The sequence below is a fragment of the uncultured Gulosibacter sp. genome, from assembly GCF_963509965.1.
Lineage (GTDB): Bacteria > Actinomycetota > Actinomycetes > Actinomycetales > Microbacteriaceae > Gulosibacter.
In genome coordinates this window covers 316353-334030 of sequence record NZ_CAUPDE010000001.1, presented here as the reverse complement: position 1 = coordinate 334030, position 17678 = coordinate 316353, and the positions used below count along the sequence as shown (strand labels likewise).

General features: G+C 61.4%; 11 protein-coding genes. 6 read left to right on the top strand and 5 right to left on the bottom strand.

Going from position 1 to position 17678, the window contains the following annotated elements; all coding sequences use genetic code 11:
* Positions 1–229 precede the first annotated feature (229 nt).
* A complete protein-coding gene (locus RQ865_RS01535) occupies positions 230–496 on the top strand; it encodes a hypothetical protein (protein WP_311476869.1) in 267 nt (88 codons plus the stop codon).
* Entirely contained in the window at positions 493–1497 is a 1005-nt protein-coding gene (locus RQ865_RS01530) for a zeta toxin family protein (protein ID WP_311476868.1), read from the top strand. Before RQ865_RS01535 ends, RQ865_RS01530 begins: the two co-directional genes overlap by 4 nt.
* 376 nt (positions 1498–1873) lie before the next feature.
* Here RQ865_RS01530 and RQ865_RS01525 read toward each other — a convergent pair whose 3' ends face one another.
* The 4 genes from RQ865_RS01525 to aroA are packed head-to-tail and all read right to left on the bottom strand — an operon-like array spanning position 1874 to position 6241.
* The gene (locus RQ865_RS01525) at positions 1874–2917 is read right to left on the bottom strand and encodes a hypothetical protein (RefSeq protein WP_311476867.1); all 1044 of its coding nucleotides are present in this window, start codon (positions 2915–2917) and stop codon (positions 1874–1876) included.
* A gap of 2 nt (positions 2918–2919) precedes the next feature.
* Complete coding sequence (locus tag RQ865_RS01520; RefSeq protein WP_311476865.1) at positions 2920–3735, bottom strand: inositol monophosphatase family protein; 816 nt, start codon at positions 3733–3735, stop codon at positions 2920–2922.
* A 26-nt stretch (positions 3736–3761) separates the two neighbouring features.
* Complete coding sequence (rsgA, locus tag RQ865_RS01515; RefSeq protein ID WP_311476863.1) at positions 3762–4796, bottom strand: ribosome small subunit-dependent GTPase A; 1035 nt, start codon at positions 4794–4796, stop codon at positions 3762–3764.
* A gap of 17 nt (positions 4797–4813) precedes the next feature.
* Positions 4814–6241 (bottom strand): 3-phosphoshikimate 1-carboxyvinyltransferase, encoded by a 1428-nt coding sequence (gene aroA, locus RQ865_RS01510; RefSeq protein WP_311476861.1) that lies wholly within the window; start codon positions 6239–6241, stop codon positions 4814–4816.
* A gap of 81 nt (positions 6242–6322) precedes the next feature.
* Here aroA and RQ865_RS01505 point away from each other — a divergent pair, with 81 nt between their 5' ends.
* The 3 genes from RQ865_RS01505 to RQ865_RS01495 all read left to right on the top strand — a co-directional run bounded on the left by RQ865_RS01505 (position 6323) and on the right by RQ865_RS01495 (position 12107).
* On the top strand, positions 6323–6997 hold the full coding sequence (locus RQ865_RS01505; RefSeq protein WP_311476859.1) for a sigma-70 family RNA polymerase sigma factor: 675 nt from the start codon (positions 6323–6325) through the stop codon (positions 6995–6997).
* 38 nt (positions 6998–7035) lie between these two features.
* A complete protein-coding gene (locus RQ865_RS01500; protein WP_311476858.1) occupies positions 7036–7233 on the top strand; it encodes an alpha-ketoglutarate decarboxylase in 198 nt (65 codons plus the stop codon).
* Positions 7234–7373: 140 nt separating this feature from the next.
* Positions 7374–12107 (top strand): G5 domain-containing protein, encoded by a 4734-nt coding sequence (locus RQ865_RS01495; RefSeq protein ID WP_311476856.1) that lies wholly within the window; start codon positions 7374–7376, stop codon positions 12105–12107.
* A gap of 227 nt (positions 12108–12334) precedes the next feature.
* On the opposite strand, the gene RQ865_RS01490 is transcribed toward RQ865_RS01495, so the two are convergent.
* The gene (locus RQ865_RS01490) at positions 12335–15982 is read right to left on the bottom strand and encodes a multifunctional oxoglutarate decarboxylase/oxoglutarate dehydrogenase thiamine pyrophosphate-binding subunit/dihydrolipoyllysine-residue succinyltransferase subunit (RefSeq protein ID WP_311476854.1); all 3648 of its coding nucleotides are present in this window, start codon (positions 15980–15982) and stop codon (positions 12335–12337) included.
* A 229-nt stretch (positions 15983–16211) separates the two neighbouring features.
* On the opposite strand from RQ865_RS01490, the gene RQ865_RS01485 reads away from it, so the two are divergent.
* Positions 16212–17648, top strand: a complete 1437-nt coding sequence (locus RQ865_RS01485) for a GuaB1 family IMP dehydrogenase-related protein (RefSeq protein ID WP_311476852.1) — start codon at positions 16212–16214, stop codon at positions 17646–17648.
* Positions 17649–17678 lie beyond the last annotated feature (30 nt).

Sequence of the window (17678 nt, the reverse complement as noted above, 5' to 3'; positions counted from 1 at the left end):
ACTGTCGACCGTGTTTCGGAATCCTCATCCAGGGTGATTGTTCACTCGGACGGTGCGCGGAGGTCTCCGAGCTGTTGAAGCGACCGTGCGAGCGAGACACACCGACGCTCGACCGATCATAACTCGGGCCGAAACCTCGCGGCGGCCAAAACTTGCTCTTTACCGTTTTGGCCGCCGCGGTAGGATGGTCGCGGTGGCCGCACCGGCTGTACAGGATCGGAGGCGCAAGATGACTCTTACCGAACAGGTTTTCAATCCCATGAGTTACGACGCCATGCTTGAGCTAGCGACGAGGATCGGGGGCCGGTACAACGCTTGGGCGGATGAGGCGGGCCAGTCGGCTAGTGCTGCGCACTGGCGCAATGCCGGGATCGAGCTGCGCCGTCAGGTGCGCGCGGTGGACTCCCACAGTCAGAGCGCTGTGGAGGCGAAGCGCGCGGAGCTGCGCGAGCTGTGGGCGACTATGCCGGTTCACGCTCCCGAGTTCGCTGCATGAGCGAACGGCTCAGCCCGCACGAGTTGCAGGCCCGGTTTGAGCAACGGGTCATTCCCGACTACATCGAACCCCAGCGTGGCGGTGCCGGAGTCTCGGCACCGCCACGCTTCGTTTCGGTCGGTGGACAGCCGGGAGCAGGCAAGGGTGGCGTGCTGGCTGATATGCAGCGGCAGATTCCCGGCGCGGTTGTCGTCAACGGTGACGAGCTGCGCCAGTTTCATCCGGACTATGAAGTGCTGATGAGGGAAGACCCGTTGCGTATGCCCAATGTCACGAGCCAGGCGTCGGGGCAGTGGGTCGGCAAGGCAAACGAGTATCTACGCGAACAGGGGAGTAGCGCCGTCGTTGAGACAACGTTGCGCGACGCGGGGATGTTGCGCCGCGAGTTCGAGGCGTTCAAGGCGGCCGGGTATGAGACGGAGCTACGTGTTGTCGCTGTGCCGCTGGAGGTTTCGCGGGCGGCCACTGTTTCGCGGTACGTCGAACAGGTCAGGGACTTCGGTGCTGGGCGTTGGACGCCGAGCAGGGCGCATGATGAGGCGGCCGCGAACGTTCGTGAGACAGTTCGGGAGCTGGCAGCATCCGATGCCGTGGATCGCGTTGCGGTGCAGAACCGTGATGGCCTCGTGTTCTACGACTCTCGCGGGGCCGCGGGAGTCGAGCGCGCGGCGGCGACCCTGCAGGCGGTGGACGAGGCGCGCGACGTGCGTAACCTTAGTCCGGCGCAAGCACAGAGCTGGATTGTGACGACGGCCGACGCGCTGCATGAACGCTACCGGATCGGCAACGATCAGACGTTGAGCGAGCACGCCCGGCGCGTTCACAACGATGTCGATCTTGTGAAGGTGTCCAAGCGCCTCGCGGCAGTGGACGCTCGTGCCGTTGTGCCGCTGGCCTTCCCCGGCGACAAGGCAGCCCAGAACAAGGCGCTGGCCGACCTTTCGGAGGCTGCGAAGGTCACGCTGAGCGATCGTTTCGATGTGCGACCACGCCGGGAATAGACTCGCCCGCTTGCCCTGTGTGAAGGGCGAACGCCGTTACGAACGGGATCGAATCTGCGACTTTACTGTGCTTGTGCAATGGAATAGCCATCCGGATATTCCACCGCCGCCGACGTCCAAAAGCCATTAGACATCCTGTCCAAAAAGTCCTTAGACACGACATAGTTAGCTGCACAATGCTACACGTGCTATTCTGTGACGAATAGTTCAGCCTGCCGCGACATCTGTCGTGAGTGGGCTGGACCTCTTTTGGGCGGTAAAGCGGGGGCATGCCCAGAGCTTTAAAACCAGCGACGCCGCTCGAAGATCTGCTCAATCTCCTCGAATCACAAGGAACTGTCGGCGGTGTTTCGAAATCCTGATCCAGCGTGATCGTTCACTCGGACGGTGTGCGGATGACTCCGAACCTGTCTATGAACCGCGCAGCCGGTAGCGGCATATTTTCGATACGGTTAAACAGGTGGTGGAATGCCGCCCGCGAAAGGTCGCGCGTCGGCATCGAATCGGCGATCTGCCGGTCACTGGCGCGGAGGTCTCCGAGCGGATTGGGATCGGTTCGAGTCGCCTCATCAAAGGTCTGGTCAATTTTTCGGCGAAAATTCGCTACATCACTTTGCCAGTTACGCAGCGGGGCGCCGACCAGCTGCTCTTGCAACGCAAAGTCATCCCCACACGATTCGACCTTCCAGCCGGGCCAATGTAAATCGAATGGAATGACTTGAAACTGGTCGTTATATAGCGACCACCAGCGGAGATGTTTCGTCGTGTAGTCGACGACCACCCCCGACTCAGGCTCCGTAGGTAGTACCATTTCTTGGCTTGAGAGCCTGCCCTCGGTAAAACGGCGAAACACGTCCTGAGCAACTTTCGCAATTACAAGCGGCCCATAGTGAGCGATTCGTTCAAGATCAAAATCAGATGGCCACGAAATTAATTCGCCCGAGGGTAACCGAACAGTGAGCACCTCATACCGTCGCTCATCTGCCGATGGATACAGAGAATCATCGACTACCCAGGGCTCGCGATCCTCGTCACTCGGCTCGAGCATAGCTGTCGGGTTTATCCCGACAGCACGAAGCGTGCCGTAAATATCTTCCGGTGACCAAACCGCGGTCCATTCCGGCCATGAGTATTCAGTGAGGTAATTGATTAGTCTCGGTAGATACAGGCCCTGAGCCTCCTCAGCCCACACCACGACTCGTGCGACCGTATCGATAACGAGAGAACCCTCAATCCACTTCGCAGTGTCCCAATCTTCTGGGCCCGACACATCCCATGGCTTCAACCAACGGAAGCGACGCATCGTCTTTTCAAAACCATCGACGGCAATATCCATACCGATGCGATAAGCGCTCCAATGGTCGTAATAGATGTCCCATCCGCTGCCTGAACGGACGAACACATCGAGTCGCGAACCCACAGCTACCGCCCCTGCAGCACCTGCAGCACTTCGTCATGCACGAGGCCGTTGGTGGCAACCGCCGAGCTGCCCCAGCATCCCGGCTCACCATCAACCGAGGTGAAGGTGCCGCCGGCTTCTTCGATGATCGGGATCAGCGCCGCCATATCGTATGGCGCGAGATCCACCTCGCACGACGCCTCGAACGCGCCCTCAGCCACCAGCATATACGGCCAAAAATCGCCGATCGTGCGCGACCGCCAGGCCCGCTCGTTCAGCTCCAAAATCGGCTCAACCCGATTAATCTCCTGCCAGTACTTCAGCGAGCCATAGTTAATCTGGCCCTCCGAAAGCTTCGTGATGCCCGACACCTCGATGCGCCGATCGGTCGCGGTGTCCGAATCACTCAGGTCATCATCCAGATACGCCCCGAGCCCGGCCGCACCCCACCAGCGGCGGTTCAGCGCCGGCGCCGACACCACTCCCACCTGCGGGTGACCATCCACCACCAGCGCAATCAGCGTCGCCCAAATCGGCACCCCGCGCATGAAGTTCGCGGTGCCATCAATCGGGTCAATCACCCACTGGCGCCGCGAATTACCATCGCGGCCGCTCTCTTCTCCAAAGAACGCATCCGAGGGCCGCGCATCCGCGAGCTTCTCACGAATCACGCGCTCCACCTCACGGTCGCCATCGGTGACATGCGTGCGGTCTTCTTTCAAATACACGCCCAAATCGCGCGAGTTGAAAAACCGCATCGAAACCTCATCGGCGAGATCCGCCAACTGGCGGGCAAGACGCAGATCGGCAGTGATCGGGTGGAGCAATTCGTAGGCCATGCCACCAGTATCGCCCACGCTCAGCCCTACGCCGACATCGACACCAGCAGCCGCCGCAGCGACGCCACCCGGCGATAACCAACAGCATCCAAGCGGCCATCGGCCATCGCGGCATCCAGCTCGCAGTCGGGCGCGTCACCCAGATGCGTGCAGCCGCGCGGGCACTCGGCCACAACCGCGGCCAGCCGCGGAAACGCCCGGAACACCGCGTCATCGCGCACATGCCCCAGCCCAAACGAACGCACACCCGGCGTATCAATTACCCAACCGCCACCGATGCGCATCGCCACCGACGACGACGATGTGTGCCGGCCCCGGCCGGTCACCGCATTCACGTGTCCGGTGGCGCGGTTCGCGTGCGGCACGAGCGCGTTCACGAGCGTCGACTTCCCAACACCCGAATGTCCAACGAGCACCGTCGTATGTCCATCGAACGCTGCCTCCAGCTGCTCAAGCACCGTCTCATCGCCGGGCCGCGATTCAAACACCGGCACCTCAAGCGGCTCGACGAGTGCACGCAACTCATTCGCCGGGGCGAGATCGGTTTTTGTGATCACCAGCAGCGGCGAAACCCCGGCGTCATAGGCGGCCACGAGATAGCGGTCGATCAGCCGCGGGCGCGGTTCGGGCTGCGCCGCCGCCACGACGATGCACATCTGGTCGGTGTTCGCGACGATCACGCGCTCAACCTCGTCGCTGTCATCTGCCGAGCGCCGCAGCAGCGTCGAACGTTCATTAATGCGCACAATCCGCGCCAGCGTGCCGGCATCACCCGACACATCACCCACGAGCGCCACCCGGTCGCCAACGACGATGGCTTTGCGGCCGAGCTCACGCGCCCGCGCCGCGATCACCTCGCGTTCGCCGCGCTGGCCCACGTCTACCAGGCAGCTGTAACGCCCGCGATCCACCGCAAATACGAACCCCTCGATGGCATCCTCATGCGCGGGGCGCTGTTTGGTGCGCGGCCGGGCGCCGCGACGGTCGGCGCGGATGCGCACATCGTCTTCGCTATAGCGGCCGTACTTGTCGTAGGCATCGGTACGCTGCCAACCTGCCATTGCGTACTACTCCTCGGCTACAGCGATAGCGAGATGAACGACGTCGGCGGCTCTTCTTCGGGCCCCGGTGTGGTGCCGGTGAGCATCGCGTTCCACATCGCCACAAATTGCGGCAGTGTTTTTGAGGTGCACCGCACATCGTCAAGCTCGATGCCCTCGGTGACAAGTCCGATCAGTGCACCGGTGGTGGCCATGCGGTGATCTTCATAGCAACCCCAGGTGGCGCCGTGCAGTTCGCCGCCGGTGATCTCTAGCCGGTCATCGTGTTCGACCACGGTCGCTCCTACGCGCTGCAGCTCGGCGGCCAGCGCCGCCACCCGGTCGGTTTCGTGCCCGCGCAAATGCCCGATGCCGCGCAGCTGCGAGGTGCCCGGCAGCAGCGCACAGATCGCCGCAATATTTGGTGCCAGCTCGCCGCCCGCATCCGAAAAATCAAATTCAAACGACTCAGGTCGGCGCGACACCTCGGCGCTGCAATACAGCGTGCCGTCGCGCAGCTCCACCTCGGCGCCGAGCTGGCGCAGCACTGCAATCAGCAGATCGCCGAGCTGGGTTGATGTTTCGGGCCAATCGGGCACGCACACCGCGCCGCCGGTGACAATCGTTGCCAGCAAAAACGGCGCCGCGTTCGACAGATCAGGCTCGATGGTCAGCTCACGCCCGGCAATCGGGCCGGGTGCCACGCGCCACACATTCGGTTCGGGGCTGGATGCATCGACCCCGCGTGCCCGTAGCGCGGCAAGGGTCATTTCAATGTGGGGAAGTGACGGCACCTGTTCGCCGGTGTGACGCAGGGTGAGCCCGTTCGTGAACCGTGGTGCCGCAAGCAGCAGCCCCGAAACAAACTGGCTGGATGCGCTGGCATCGATTTCGAGATCGCCACCGCTGACTTTGCCGGCGCCATAGATCGAAAATGGCAGGCGACGTTTACCGTCATCGCGCACCTCAACACCGAGTTTTTCGAGCCCCTCAATCACGCCCGACATGGGGCGCTTGTGGGCGGTTTCGTCGCCGTCAAAGTTCACCGGTCCGAGCGCCAGCGCCGCCACCGGCGGCACAAAGCGCATCACTGTGCCGGCGAGCCCGCATTCTATCGATACGCCGCCCTCAAGCTCTTCGGTGGGGGTGATGCGCAGATCGGGGCCGAACGGGTTTTCGGCGTTCGCCACCTCTTCAATGTCGGTACCGAGCGCCCGCAGCGCATCCACCATGAGCGAGGTGTCGCGGGCGTGCAGCGGCCGGCGCAGCAGTGATGGCTCGTCGGCGAGCGCCGACAGCACGAGTTCTCGGTTCGTGATCGATTTTGAGCCGGGCACGGTCACGCGCGCGTCGAGTGGGCCGGATGCGGTGGGTGCGGGCCACGGCCCATCGTCGAGAATGAGCGAGTCGCTCCACTCTTCGCCGTAGAGGTCAAAGGTGGGTCCGGAATATTTGAAGATCTCCATCAGTTATTGAGAGTACCGACAAGTGCTCAAAAAAGTGGGGGAGGGCGCGTGGATTCGCGGGTGCTCGTAGACTCGGGGGTGATGACACACCCTGCCCCCAATGAGTCGACCGAGCCGGCCGAAGAGGTTAGGCCCGCTGCCGAGCCCGCGGGCGCTGACGTGTCGAGCACTAGTGGCCGCGCTGCCGAGCTGCGCGCGCGCTTTCAAGCTGAGGCGCTGCCGCTGCTTGATCAGCTGTACGGTCACGCCATGCGGATGACCCGCAATCCCGCCGATGCGCAAGACCTCGTACAAGAAACGTTCACGAAGGCCTACGCCGCGTTCGACAAGTTCACGCCGGGGTCGAATATTCGTGCCTGGCTTTACCGCATCCAAACGAATCTGTACATCAATCAGTACCGGCAGGCGAAACGCACGCCGTATGCGAATCCGCTTGAAGAGCTTGAAGATTGGCAGCTTTCGGGTGCCGAGTCGTATACGGCTCCGCAGCAGTCTTCGCGTTCGGCTGAGGCCGAGGCGCTCGACAATTTGCCGGCGAGCTCGGTGACGGATGCGCTGGCAGACCTTCCCGACAACTACCGCAGCGTGGTGCTACTGGCCGATGTGGAGGGATTTACGTATCGCGAAATCGCCGAGGTGATGGACACGCCCGTGGGCACGGTCATGAGCCGGTTGCATCGGGGACGGCGGATGCTGCGAGAGCGGCTGCGTGAGTATGCCGCCGAATACGGAATTGGACTTGAGGAGGGGGAGTAACAGTGGGCGATTGTGGCTGTGCAAAGGCGCGGGAGTCGATGGAAGAGTTTCTTCGCCGCGAGTTCAACGAGTGTGATGCGGCGGCGATTCGCGAGCACCTGTGTCACTGCGTCGACTGTTCAGAGGAGGCGCAGGTGCAGTTGATGATTACCGAGGTGGTTCGGCGGGCATGCTGTGAGGAGATCGCTCCTGAGCAGCTACGCGAGCGCATTCGGTCGGCGCTCGAGCGCGGCTAGTGTTGGGCGGCCAGTGCGCGCCGGCAACAATACTTGGCTGAATGAATCCTGGTCGAACGCTGTGTTTCCGACTAGTGTGGATATGTTAGTGACCGGACTGCTGGCATAAGGCACTGCACGACTCCACTTAGGGGATGAGGATGCATATTTCACCCAATAAGGCAGCTTTGAAGCGCATATCGCGCTCGAGTATTGCTGCGCTATCGGTTTTAGCTTTGACGGGTGGCGCGCTTGTTGCCGTCTCAAACTTCACCACGGTTGAGCCAGCCGCGGCGGCGGAGCTCTCCGGCGGCATCCGCGATAAGATCGGCGCGGTAGAGAAGGACGCTCAGAAGGCCTCCGACCTGCCGGCCGGTTCGTGTGTTGTCTCGGAGAACTCTGAGAATGGCAGCCAGGCTGGTTTCAGCTGGAACACCTTGGAACCAAGCGGGAGCAGCCCCTCGAAAACCCGGTGGGGATTGAGCGTGGCCTTCGATAACTCGAAGGACCGCACGTTCGCCGATTGGAGCTTCTCCAATTCAGGCCTCATGGGTGCGTACCTCGATGCGGGACAGGTTCCCTCTATGGGCGCCGGTCAGACCTTTGTTGACAAGGTAGTCACGCACAAGGCCGACGAAATCCTTGATATTTCTGCTTCCGGCCGACAGCGAAACCTGAACCTCAATGCGGAACTGACCGATGCGAAAGTCAAGCAGTTCGCTGAGGCCACTGTCGCGAACCCGGTGCGTTACGCCTGGCAGGGCGACTATAAGCAGGAAAATCCTAAAGATCCAAGGGCCACACGGGGAAGCAATGCAGCCTTTACGGCCATCGTGAATCCGTGGCCGAGCGAGAACATCGAATGTAACCCGATCACGGTCTCGTGGGAGAACTTTGAGAAGCACGTCATCGTTGCAGGTGCAGAAACCAAGGTCGGTAAGATCAACGTTCCTGCTGTTGTGAACGGCGGCACGGACGATTCCATGTCCCGCATGGTCGTGGAAGCCTACGACGGCAACGGCCAGTTCATCGGCACCACCGACCCAGCAGTCTCCGGCGGCGAGAAGCTTCTGCGTATCGCGGACAACGGTGACATCTTCTTCACGTGGCCTGAGTACCGCGGTACCGACCTGGCTACCGATAAGAACGTCAACTTCTCTGTTCTGGCAAAGCCGCGCAGCGTGGACCAGCTCAAGGCTGCAGCTAAGAGCAAGGATGAGTGGCTCGAACATGATGGAGCATTCGACAGCTCGAACTCGCTGACCCGCTACAACAAGGCGAACGTCATCGACTCCAAGGCGTTCTCCTTGGACGACACCGAGCACCACTCCCCGAAGTACGACAAGACCGACGCCACGATCATCTCCGGCGTCGACAGCCCGACCGGCCCGCTGGCTACCGAGCCGCAGAAGGTCACCTTCACTCAGACCCCTGACCTGATCAAGGACCTGGCGAAGAAGAAGGCTGACGGCGGTTACGAGGCCCGGGTCACCCTGGACGAGAAATACGTCTACGAGGGCTGGACCGTCGAGATGGACGAGAACTACAACGTCACCGTCACCGCTCCGGAAAACCCGCGTCCGGGCACCTTCGCGCGCCCCGTAGTTACGGTGGAGTACTCCAACGGTTCTGTCGACAAGCTTGAACTGCTCGTGGTTGTTGACCCGAATAATACCCAGGTCACTGACCTCGTGCGCCCCAGCCTGACCAAGGGCCACATCGGTGAAGAACTCACCGCCCAGGTGGGCACCAAGTCGATCATGAAGGGCTACAAGCCGGTCCACCCGGCCAAGTTCGAGATCGACGAGTCCACTGTGCCTGAGGGCTGGACCGTAACCGTCGACGAGACCGGCAAGGTCACCGCGAAGGCGGACGACACCGTCGCACCGGGCACGATCATCACCCCGAAGGTCAAGGCAGCCTACCCGGACCAGACCACGGACGAGATCGAGACCCAGTTCCAGGCGATCGTGGACATCAAGATCCCGACCTACGACACGGTCACCAATAAGCAGACTGCGAAGGTCTCGCTCAAGCCGACGCTCCCGGAACGTGGCCTGAGCGGTAACACGACCGACGAAGCGCCGAAGCGCTACACCTTCCCAGACGGTAAGACCCAGATGACGGTCACCGATGACAGCGGCACGTGGACCGTCAAGATTGACGAGAACACTGGTGAAATCACCACGACCATCCCACGGACTGCGCCTGAAGGTTACATGCTGAACGTCCCGGTTCTTGCCTACTACGACAACGCTGACAAGCCGCAGGAAGTCAAGGGAACGGTGGTTGTTCTGAAGAGCGATCACATCCCGACCTACTCTGTGGAGTCGACTGGCCCGAACCAGGCTGTGAACCACCAGGTACAGGATGCTCCTAAGGGCTCCAAGTTCTCCTTCGGTACCGATGAGAACGGTGCCCCGATCACTGAGCAGGAAGTTGACGGCTGGAAGTACACCATCGACCCGAACACCGGTGTCGTGTCTTCCACCCCGCCAGCAAACTCCAAGCCGGGTGATAAGAAGACCATCAACGTCACTGTGACCACTCCGGACGGCTCCACCCCGCTGGTGCCAGTTACCACCGTGGTGAAGCTGACCAACGCCTGGGAGTCTGAGCCGGTTGTACCGTCCCAGACTGTCTACCCGGGTGGCACGGCTACCTCGGCGATTGGCGTCGAGAAGCCTGCAGAGATCAACCTTGATGCGGACAAGCCGTTCACGATTGATCCGAAGGGCAAGGGCCTCGAAGCCACGGGTGAGAGCAACGAATTCGGCAACCCGACCTACAAGGTGAAGACCCCTCACGGCGACTGGATCGTTGGCTTGGACGACAAGGGCAACGTCATTTCGACCGCGCCGGAAACCGCTAAGCCGGACGACAAGATCGACGTCCCGGTCATCGTGACCTACGAGGACGGCTCGAAGGACAACACCACCGCTACCGTGAACGTCATTGACGTTCCGAAGCGCGAGGTTCCGTTCAAGGTCGAGTACAAGTACGACGACACCATCCCTGCCGGCACCTACAAGGTTGAAACCAAGGGTGTGCCAGGCGCGGAGAAGATGAACGCGGACGGCACGTGGGAACGCACCAAGGAGCCAGTCAACGAGGTCGTCGTTATCGGCACCAAGCCTGCCGAGAGCGCCAAGGAAGTCACCTGGACGGTTCCAATCCCGTACCCGACCGAGGTTCGCGAGAACCCCGAACTGAAGCCTGGTGAAACCCGGGTTGTTCAGGAAGGTGAGAACGGCGAGAAGACCTTCACCGCTAAGTTCACTGCTTCGGGCGATCAGGCTGAGGTCGTCGAGGAAGAGACCACCAAGGAGCCTGTCAAGCGCATCGTCGAGTACGGCCCTGGCATTGCTCCGAGCGAACTCGTGACCAAGACCGAAAAGCCGATTCCGTTCGACACCAAGGTTGTCTTCGACGACACCCTCGAGGCCGGCAAGCAGGTTGTTGACCAGAAGGGTGAAGTCGGTACCGAGGTTGAGACCTCGACTCAGAAGCTCGTGGACGGCAAGCCTTCGGGCGACCCAGTCGTGACCTCTGAACGCACCAAGGAACCAACCGAGCAGATCATCCGCGTTGGGACGAAGACCGAGGGCACTCACACTACCGAGTACGTGGTCGATGTGCCGTTCGACACGGAAATCGTCTTTGACGAAACGATGGCAGCCGGCAAGCAGGAAACTGTTCAGGAAGGCCAGCTGGGTAAAGACAAGGTCACCACAATCCAAACCATCGAAAACTCGAAGGTTGTTGACACCAAGACCGAAACCCAGCGTGTGACCGAGCCGGTCAACAAGATTGTCAAGGTCGGCACCAAGGGTAAGCCTGCCTCCACGACCATCGAGTGGGTCGAAATGACTCCGTTTGAAGTCGAGGTGCGCGTCAACCCCGACCTGCAGCCCGGTGAAACCAAGGTTGTGCAGGAAGGCAGACAGGGCGAGGTCAAACACACCGTCACGGTGAACACCGAAAACGGTGAGATCACCAAGGAGGACTCCTCTGAGAAGATCAGCGACCCGGTGAAGCATATCGTCGAGGTTGGTCCGGCCAAGAATCAGACCGAACTCACCGATACACACACCGAGAAGACCCCGTTCGATACCCTCATCGAGTATGACCCGAATCTCGAGGTTGGCAAGGTTGTCGAGGACCAGGCTGGTGCCTTCGGCGAGAAGGAAGTCACCAAGATCTGGAAGCTCGAAAACGGCGAGCCAGTCGGCGAGCCTGAAGTCACCGAGACGGTGGTTAAGGATCCGCAGCCGCGCAAGTTGCGCGTAGGTACCAAGTGCAGCTGCGAGACCCCGGCTCCGGAACCGACTGAGACTCCGGACCCGACCGAGGGACCGACCACGGAACCGACCGAAGAACCGACTCCGGATCCGACTGTGGAACCGACTGAGACTCCGACTCCGGACCCGACCGAGGGATCGACTCCGGAACCGACCGAGGGATCGACTCCGGAACCGACCGAGGGGCCGACCGGGGAACCGACTAAGACCCCGGCTCCGGAACCGACCGCGGAACCGACCGAGACCCCGGCTCCGGAACCTACCGAGGAGCCCACCACGGAACCGACGGAGGAACCGACCACGGACCCGACCGAGGAACCGACCACGGATCCGACTGCGGGCCCAGGCCCGACGGGGGCACCGACCCAGACCCCAGACAACACCCCGGACGAAACCCCGAGCCAGCCTGGCAAGCCGGGCACTCCGGGCGACATCGGCAAGACTGCTGGAACAGGAGCAGACGGTGCCAACAACTCGGGTGGTCTGGCCAGCACCGGTGCCAGCGGCGCTACCACCGCGTTCACGACCGCCACACTGCTGATGCTGGCAGGTGCGGCACTGCTCACCATTCGCAGGCGGTTTTCGGAGCACTAAACCGAGCAGCGATAACGCCGCTGAGCTGAGTCGCTAACTCACGCTAAAAATGGCGGAGCCACAAACGTGGCTCCGCCATTTTGCGTCCGGCTCAATAGCCGTGTGGGGCGAGCAGCCCTTCACCAGCGACACCTGCGAAACGAAAACTCATCGCATGCTCCAAAAAGTTGGGGCCGGGTCGCCCAACAGCTGCTGAACGACCCGGCCCCAACGACGAGGCAAGCAGGTTAGTCGAGTGCCTGCGCCAGCAATTCGGCCTGCTGCTCGGTGTGCAGCTTCATTGTGCCCACCGAAGGAGCCGACGCCGGCGGCCGCGAAACCAGACGCACCTCGCGGTCGAGCTTCGGGAACAGCACCCGCTGCAGGAACGGCCACGCACCCTGGTTGGCCGGTTCATCCTGTGCCCAGACGAGCTCGGCGTTCGGATACTTCGCGATGACCTCCTGCAGCTCGTCAAGCGGTAGCGGGTAGTAGCGCTCCAACCGCACCAGCGTGATCGAACTGTCTTCGCGCTTGGCGAGCTGCTGCGCGAACTCGTAGTGCAGCTTGCCCGAGTGCAACACGATGCGCTTCACCGCTGCGCCATCAAGCTCGCGCCCGTCGTCGAGCACCGGCTGGAAGTGCCCCTTCGTGAACTCTTCAAGCGACGAGGTGGCCCCGCGCAGCCGCAGCATTGACTTCGGTGTGAATACGATCAGCGGCTTACGCGGACGCTGGTAGGCCTGCAGACGCAGCAGATGAGCGTAGTTCGCCGGTGTCGAGGGCTGTGCCACCGTCATATTGTCTTGTGCGCACAGCGTCAAGAAACGTTCAATACGACCCGACGAATGGTCAGGGCCCTGACCCTCGTAACCGTGTGGCAGCAGCAGCACAACGCTCGAACGCTGCTCCCACTTCTGCTCGCCGGCAGCGATAAACTCGTCAATTACGGTCTGAGCGCCATTGGCGAAATCACCAAACTGGCCCTCCCACAGCACGAGCGAATCAGGACGCTCTACCGAATAGCCATACTCGAAGCCCATCACCGCGTATTCCGAAAGCAGCGAGTCATACACCGAGAAACGGGCTTGATCGTCACTGAGGTTTTGCAGCGGCATCCAGTTCTGGTCGGTTAGCCGGTCGTGCAGCAGGGCGTGCCGCTGCGCGAACGTACCCCGGCGAGAATCCTGGCCGCTCATCCGCACCGGTGTGCCCTCCATGAGCAGCGATCCAAGCGCCAGCAGCTCACCAAAGGCCCAGTCGATGCCACCCTCACGCGACATCTTGTAGCGGCTGTCAAGCACACGCTGCAGCTTGCGATGCACAGTAAACCCTTCGGGCACATCCTGATGGGCATCACCGATGCGCTCAATCACATCGCTCGAAATCGCGGTGGTTACCGGAACCGAGTGCTGGCGCTCTTCACGCGAACCAACCGTGGCGAGCTCGGTGGCGGTAATCGCCTCGGTGTGCACATTGTGCGTTTCAGCGAACGCGCGCTCGAGCTCGGCATGGAAGTCGGCCTGGGCGCGGTCGTATTCTTCTTGCGTGATGTCGCCACGGCCCATGAGGTTGTCGGCATAGATCTTCCGCACCGAGCGCTTGCGTTCAATGAGGTCGTACATCAGCGGCTGCGTCATCGACGGGTCATCACCCTCGTTGTGGCCGCGGCGACGATACGAAACGAGATCGATCACCACATCGCTGTTGAACTTCTGGCGATACTGGAACGCGAGCTGTGCCACGCGCACCACCGCTTCGGGATCGTCACCATTAACATGCAATACCGGCGCGTCAATCGCCTTGGCCACATCGGATGCGTAACGCGAGCTGCGGCCATCCTGCGCGGTGGTGGTGAAACCAACCTGGTTGTTAATGATGATGTGCACGGTGCCACCAGTGCGGTAGGCGCGCAGTTTCGACATCTGCAGGGTTTCATACACGATGCCCTGGCCCGACATCGCCGCATCACCGTGAATGAGCACCGGGAGCACGGGGTACACGCCGTCTGGATCGCGGTCTTGTTTGCCGCGCACAATCCCCTCGAGCACACCGTTGACGGCCTCGAGGTGCGACGGGTTCGCGGCGAGATACACGGGCAGTTCTTTGCCCTCGGGGGAGGTGTAGGTGCCTTCGATACCGAGGTGATATTTCACATCGCCAGTACCCGCAACCTTGCCCGGAACCGATCCCTCAAACTCGCGGAACATCTGGTCGTAGGTTTTCCCGGCGATGTTCGTGAGCACGTTCAGGCGGCCGCGGTGGGCCATGCCGATGGCGAGCTCGCGAATATCGTCGTCGATCGAGTCAGACGCGATCTGGTCGAGCAGCGCGATCACCGATTCCGAACCTTCGAGTGAGAAGCGTTTCTGGCCGACGTACTTGGTTTGCAAGAACGTTTCAAAGGCTTCGGCCTGGTTGAGCTTCGTGAGGATGCGCAGCTGCTCGTCGTGCGTCGGCGGGATATAGGGATGTTCGAGCTTGTCTTGGAACCACTGGCGCTGCTCGGGATCGTCGATATGCATGTATTCGATACCGGTGGTGCGGCAGTAGGTGTCGCGCAGGATGCCGAGAATATCGCGCAGTTTCATAGTGCGCTTCGAACCAAACCCGGCGGTGACGAACTCACGCTCGAGGTCCCAGAATGTCAGACCGTGCGACTCGATCTCGAGGTCGGGATGTGAACGCTGCACGTACTCGAGCGGATCGATCTCGGCCATGAGGTGACCGCGCACCCGGTACATGTTGATGACCTGCTGCACACGAGCGGTCTTGTTGATATTCGCGGCCAGATCGACATGCACATCCTTCGACCACTGAATCGGGCGGTAGGGGATGCGCAGCGCCGAGAACACGCTCTCGTAAAAGTTGTGGCCGCCGGTGAGGTGCTCGGCAACAATCTTCAAGAACTCACCCGAACCGGCGCCCTGGATGACCCGGTGGTCGTAGGTTGACGAGACGGTGATGCGTTTCGACACGGCCAAGTCGTTGAGCGTCTCCTGCGCCATTCCCTGGAACGCGGCGGGGTAGTCGAGCGCACCGGCACCAATGATGCATCCTTGACCCTTGGTAAGCCGCGGCGACGATTGCACTGTGCCAATACCACCTGGATTGGTGAGCGAAATGGTGGCACCGGCGTGATCGGCGGCGGTGAGCTTCCCCTCGCGACCACGCTTGATGAGCATCTCGTAGGCCTCGAGAAACTCACGGAAGTTCATCCGTTCAGCCTGTTTGATGCTCGGCACCACTAGGCCACGGCTGCCGTCACGGTTTTCGACATCGATGGCGATACCGAGATTGATGTGTGCCGGTGTCACCACCGAGGGTTTACCGTCAACGATGTCGTAGTAGACGTTCTGCGACGGGAACTTCTTGAGCGCCTGCACGAGTGCAAAACCGAGCAGATGTGTGAACGACACCTTGCCGCCGCGGGTGCGGCGCAGGTGATTGTTAATGACGATGCGATTGTCGATCATCAGCTTCGCGGGGATCTCACGGTAGCTCGTTGCCGTGGGGATCTCGAGCGACACGTCCATGTTTTTCGCAATGGCTTTCGACATGCCCCTCAGCGGCTCGATGGTGGGCTCACGCTCGGGCTCAGCATCTTTAACACCCTTGGGCGCATCGGCTGGCACCTTGCGGCTCTGTGCCGGACGGCCGGTGGTTTTGGCACCCGATTTGCTGCCGGAAGGCTTTGTGGCAGTGGCCGGTGCAGCGGTGGAGGAGGCTGCCGATTTAGTTACGGGCTTTGCTGTCGGTGTGGCTTGCTGACCCTGCTGCGACTGAGCATAGCGTTCGAGCGTTGGCCACCAGGCTTCATCCACGCTATTTCGGTCGTCCTTGAACTTGGCATACATTTCGGCGACAAGCCAGTCGTTTACGCCGAAGTTGCTCATGGACTGGCCTGCGGAGCCAGAGGTGGGAGTCGACACGCGAAAATCGCCGCCTTTTCTGCACTCGTGGATGGTGAAGCGCCAACGCCGGTAAGCCGCCGTCGGCCCCTGTTCAATGGGCAAGCCTAACGGTTCTTCTTGACGTCGAGGTACAGCTTCTTTACAGGTGAATCGAATTGGCTGCTGTTGTGCTCTGGTCTGTTGCCGAAGACTTGGCTCTTACCATAGGTGCATGCAGTTCTATGGCACCCAACCTCAGTACGACCTGACCTACTCGGATGTCTTCCTGGTTCCTTCGCGCAGTGATGTGGGTTCGCGGCTCGGAGTGGATCTCAGCACGGTCGACGGTACGGGAATGCGTATTCCGCTGGTGGCCAGCAATATGAATGCGGTTACCGGCAAGCGTCTTGCTGCGGCGTTGGCTCGACGAGGCGGGTTGGGGGTGCTGCCACAAGACCTAACCGAGAACGAGGTGAGCGAACAGCTGCACTGGGTGAAACAGCAGGCTACTGGCTGGGCAGCGCCGTTCGAGATCTCGGCGGATGCAACTGTTGCCGAACTGCTGGCAACAGTGCCACCGGTTGCAGACACACCGGTGGGAATTGTGCGCGGCGGAAGTATTGTCGCGATCGTTGACGCGGCGGCCTTCGAACCCATGCCCGAGGACGCTCGAGTGGGAGACCTTGAGCACCTCGCCGCACCCGAGATGGAAGCGAGTGAGCTTGCCGATCCGCGCGAAGCGTTCGAACTGCTGGAGCGCAACGGGCACCGGTTTGTCGCGGTGCGCCGCCACGGCGAACTGGTGGGTGGACTATCGCAAACGGATGCACTGCGCACCACAATCTACCCGCCGGCGGTCGATGAAGCCGGGCGACTGCGGGTGGCTGCAGCACTGGGGCTGCGCGGTGATGTGGTGGGCCGAGCCCGAACACTTCGTGAAGCAGGTGCCGATGTGCTCGTGCTCGACACCGCCCACGGGCATCAGGACAGCATGTTGCAGGCGCTCGAAAAAGTGCGCGAAGCTGAAATCGGTGTGCCACTGGTGGCAGGCAATATTGTCTCGGGCGCGGGTGCTCGTGACCTTGTTCGAGCCGGCGCCAATATCGTCAAGGTCGGGGTGGGGCCCGGTGCCATGTGCACCACGCGGATGATGACCGCTGTGGGGCGCCCACAGTTCTCGGCGGTGCTCGAGTGTGCCGAAGTGGCCGCACAACACGGTGCACATGTGTGGGCTGACGGGGGAGTGCGCTATCCGCGCGATGTGGCCCTGGCGCTTGCGGCGGGAGCGAGCGCGGTGATGGTCGGATCATGGTTCGCGGGCACCATCGAAGCACCGGGCAAGGTGCTCACGGATGAGCGTGGTGCACGCTACAAAGAATCGTTCGGCATGGCCTCAACTCGCGCTGTCGAAGGCCGATTTGCCGACCTTGCCGCCTATGAGCGCGCCCGAAAACGACTATTCGCTGAGGGCATCTCAAACTCGAAGATTTTGATTGACCCCGAGCGCCCCAGCATCGACGATCTTGTCGACATGATCACCACCGGGGTGCGCTCGAGCTGCACCTACGCTGGTGCCCGCAGCCTGCCTGAGTTTCACGACCGAGCCAAGGTGGGCATCCAATCTGCCGCCGGCTATGAAGAAGGTAAGGCGCTGCCGGTGAGCTGGTAGCGACACCCGCCGACATTCGCACAGCTGTGC

Coding starts and splice junctions, on each gene's coding strand:
- aroA (WP_311476861.1), bottom strand. CDS start 6,241: ATGGAGATCTTCAAATATTCCGGACCCACCTTTGACCTCTACGGCGAA.
- RQ865_RS01485 (WP_311476852.1), top strand. CDS start 16,212: ATGCAGTTCTATGGCACCCAACCTCAGTACGACCTGACCTACTCGGAT.
- RQ865_RS01490 (WP_311476854.1), bottom strand. CDS start 15,982: ATGAGCAACTTCGGCGTAAACGACTGGCTTGTCGCCGAAATGTATGCC.
- rsgA (WP_311476863.1), bottom strand. CDS start 4,796: ATGGCAGGTTGGCAGCGTACCGATGCCTACGACAAGTACGGCCGCTAT.
- RQ865_RS01505 (WP_311476859.1), top strand. CDS start 6,323: ATGACACACCCTGCCCCCAATGAGTCGACCGAGCCGGCCGAAGAGGTT.
- RQ865_RS01530 (WP_311476868.1), top strand. CDS start 493: ATGAGCGAACGGCTCAGCCCGCACGAGTTGCAGGCCCGGTTTGAGCAA.
- RQ865_RS01500 (WP_311476858.1), top strand. CDS start 7,036: ATGGAAGAGTTTCTTCGCCGCGAGTTCAACGAGTGTGATGCGGCGGCG.
- RQ865_RS01520 (WP_311476865.1), bottom strand. CDS start 3,735: ATGGCCTACGAATTGCTCCACCCGATCACTGCCGATCTGCGTCTTGCC.
- RQ865_RS01535 (WP_311476869.1), top strand. CDS start 230: ATGACTCTTACCGAACAGGTTTTCAATCCCATGAGTTACGACGCCATG.
- RQ865_RS01495 (WP_311476856.1), top strand. CDS start 7,374: ATGCATATTTCACCCAATAAGGCAGCTTTGAAGCGCATATCGCGCTCG.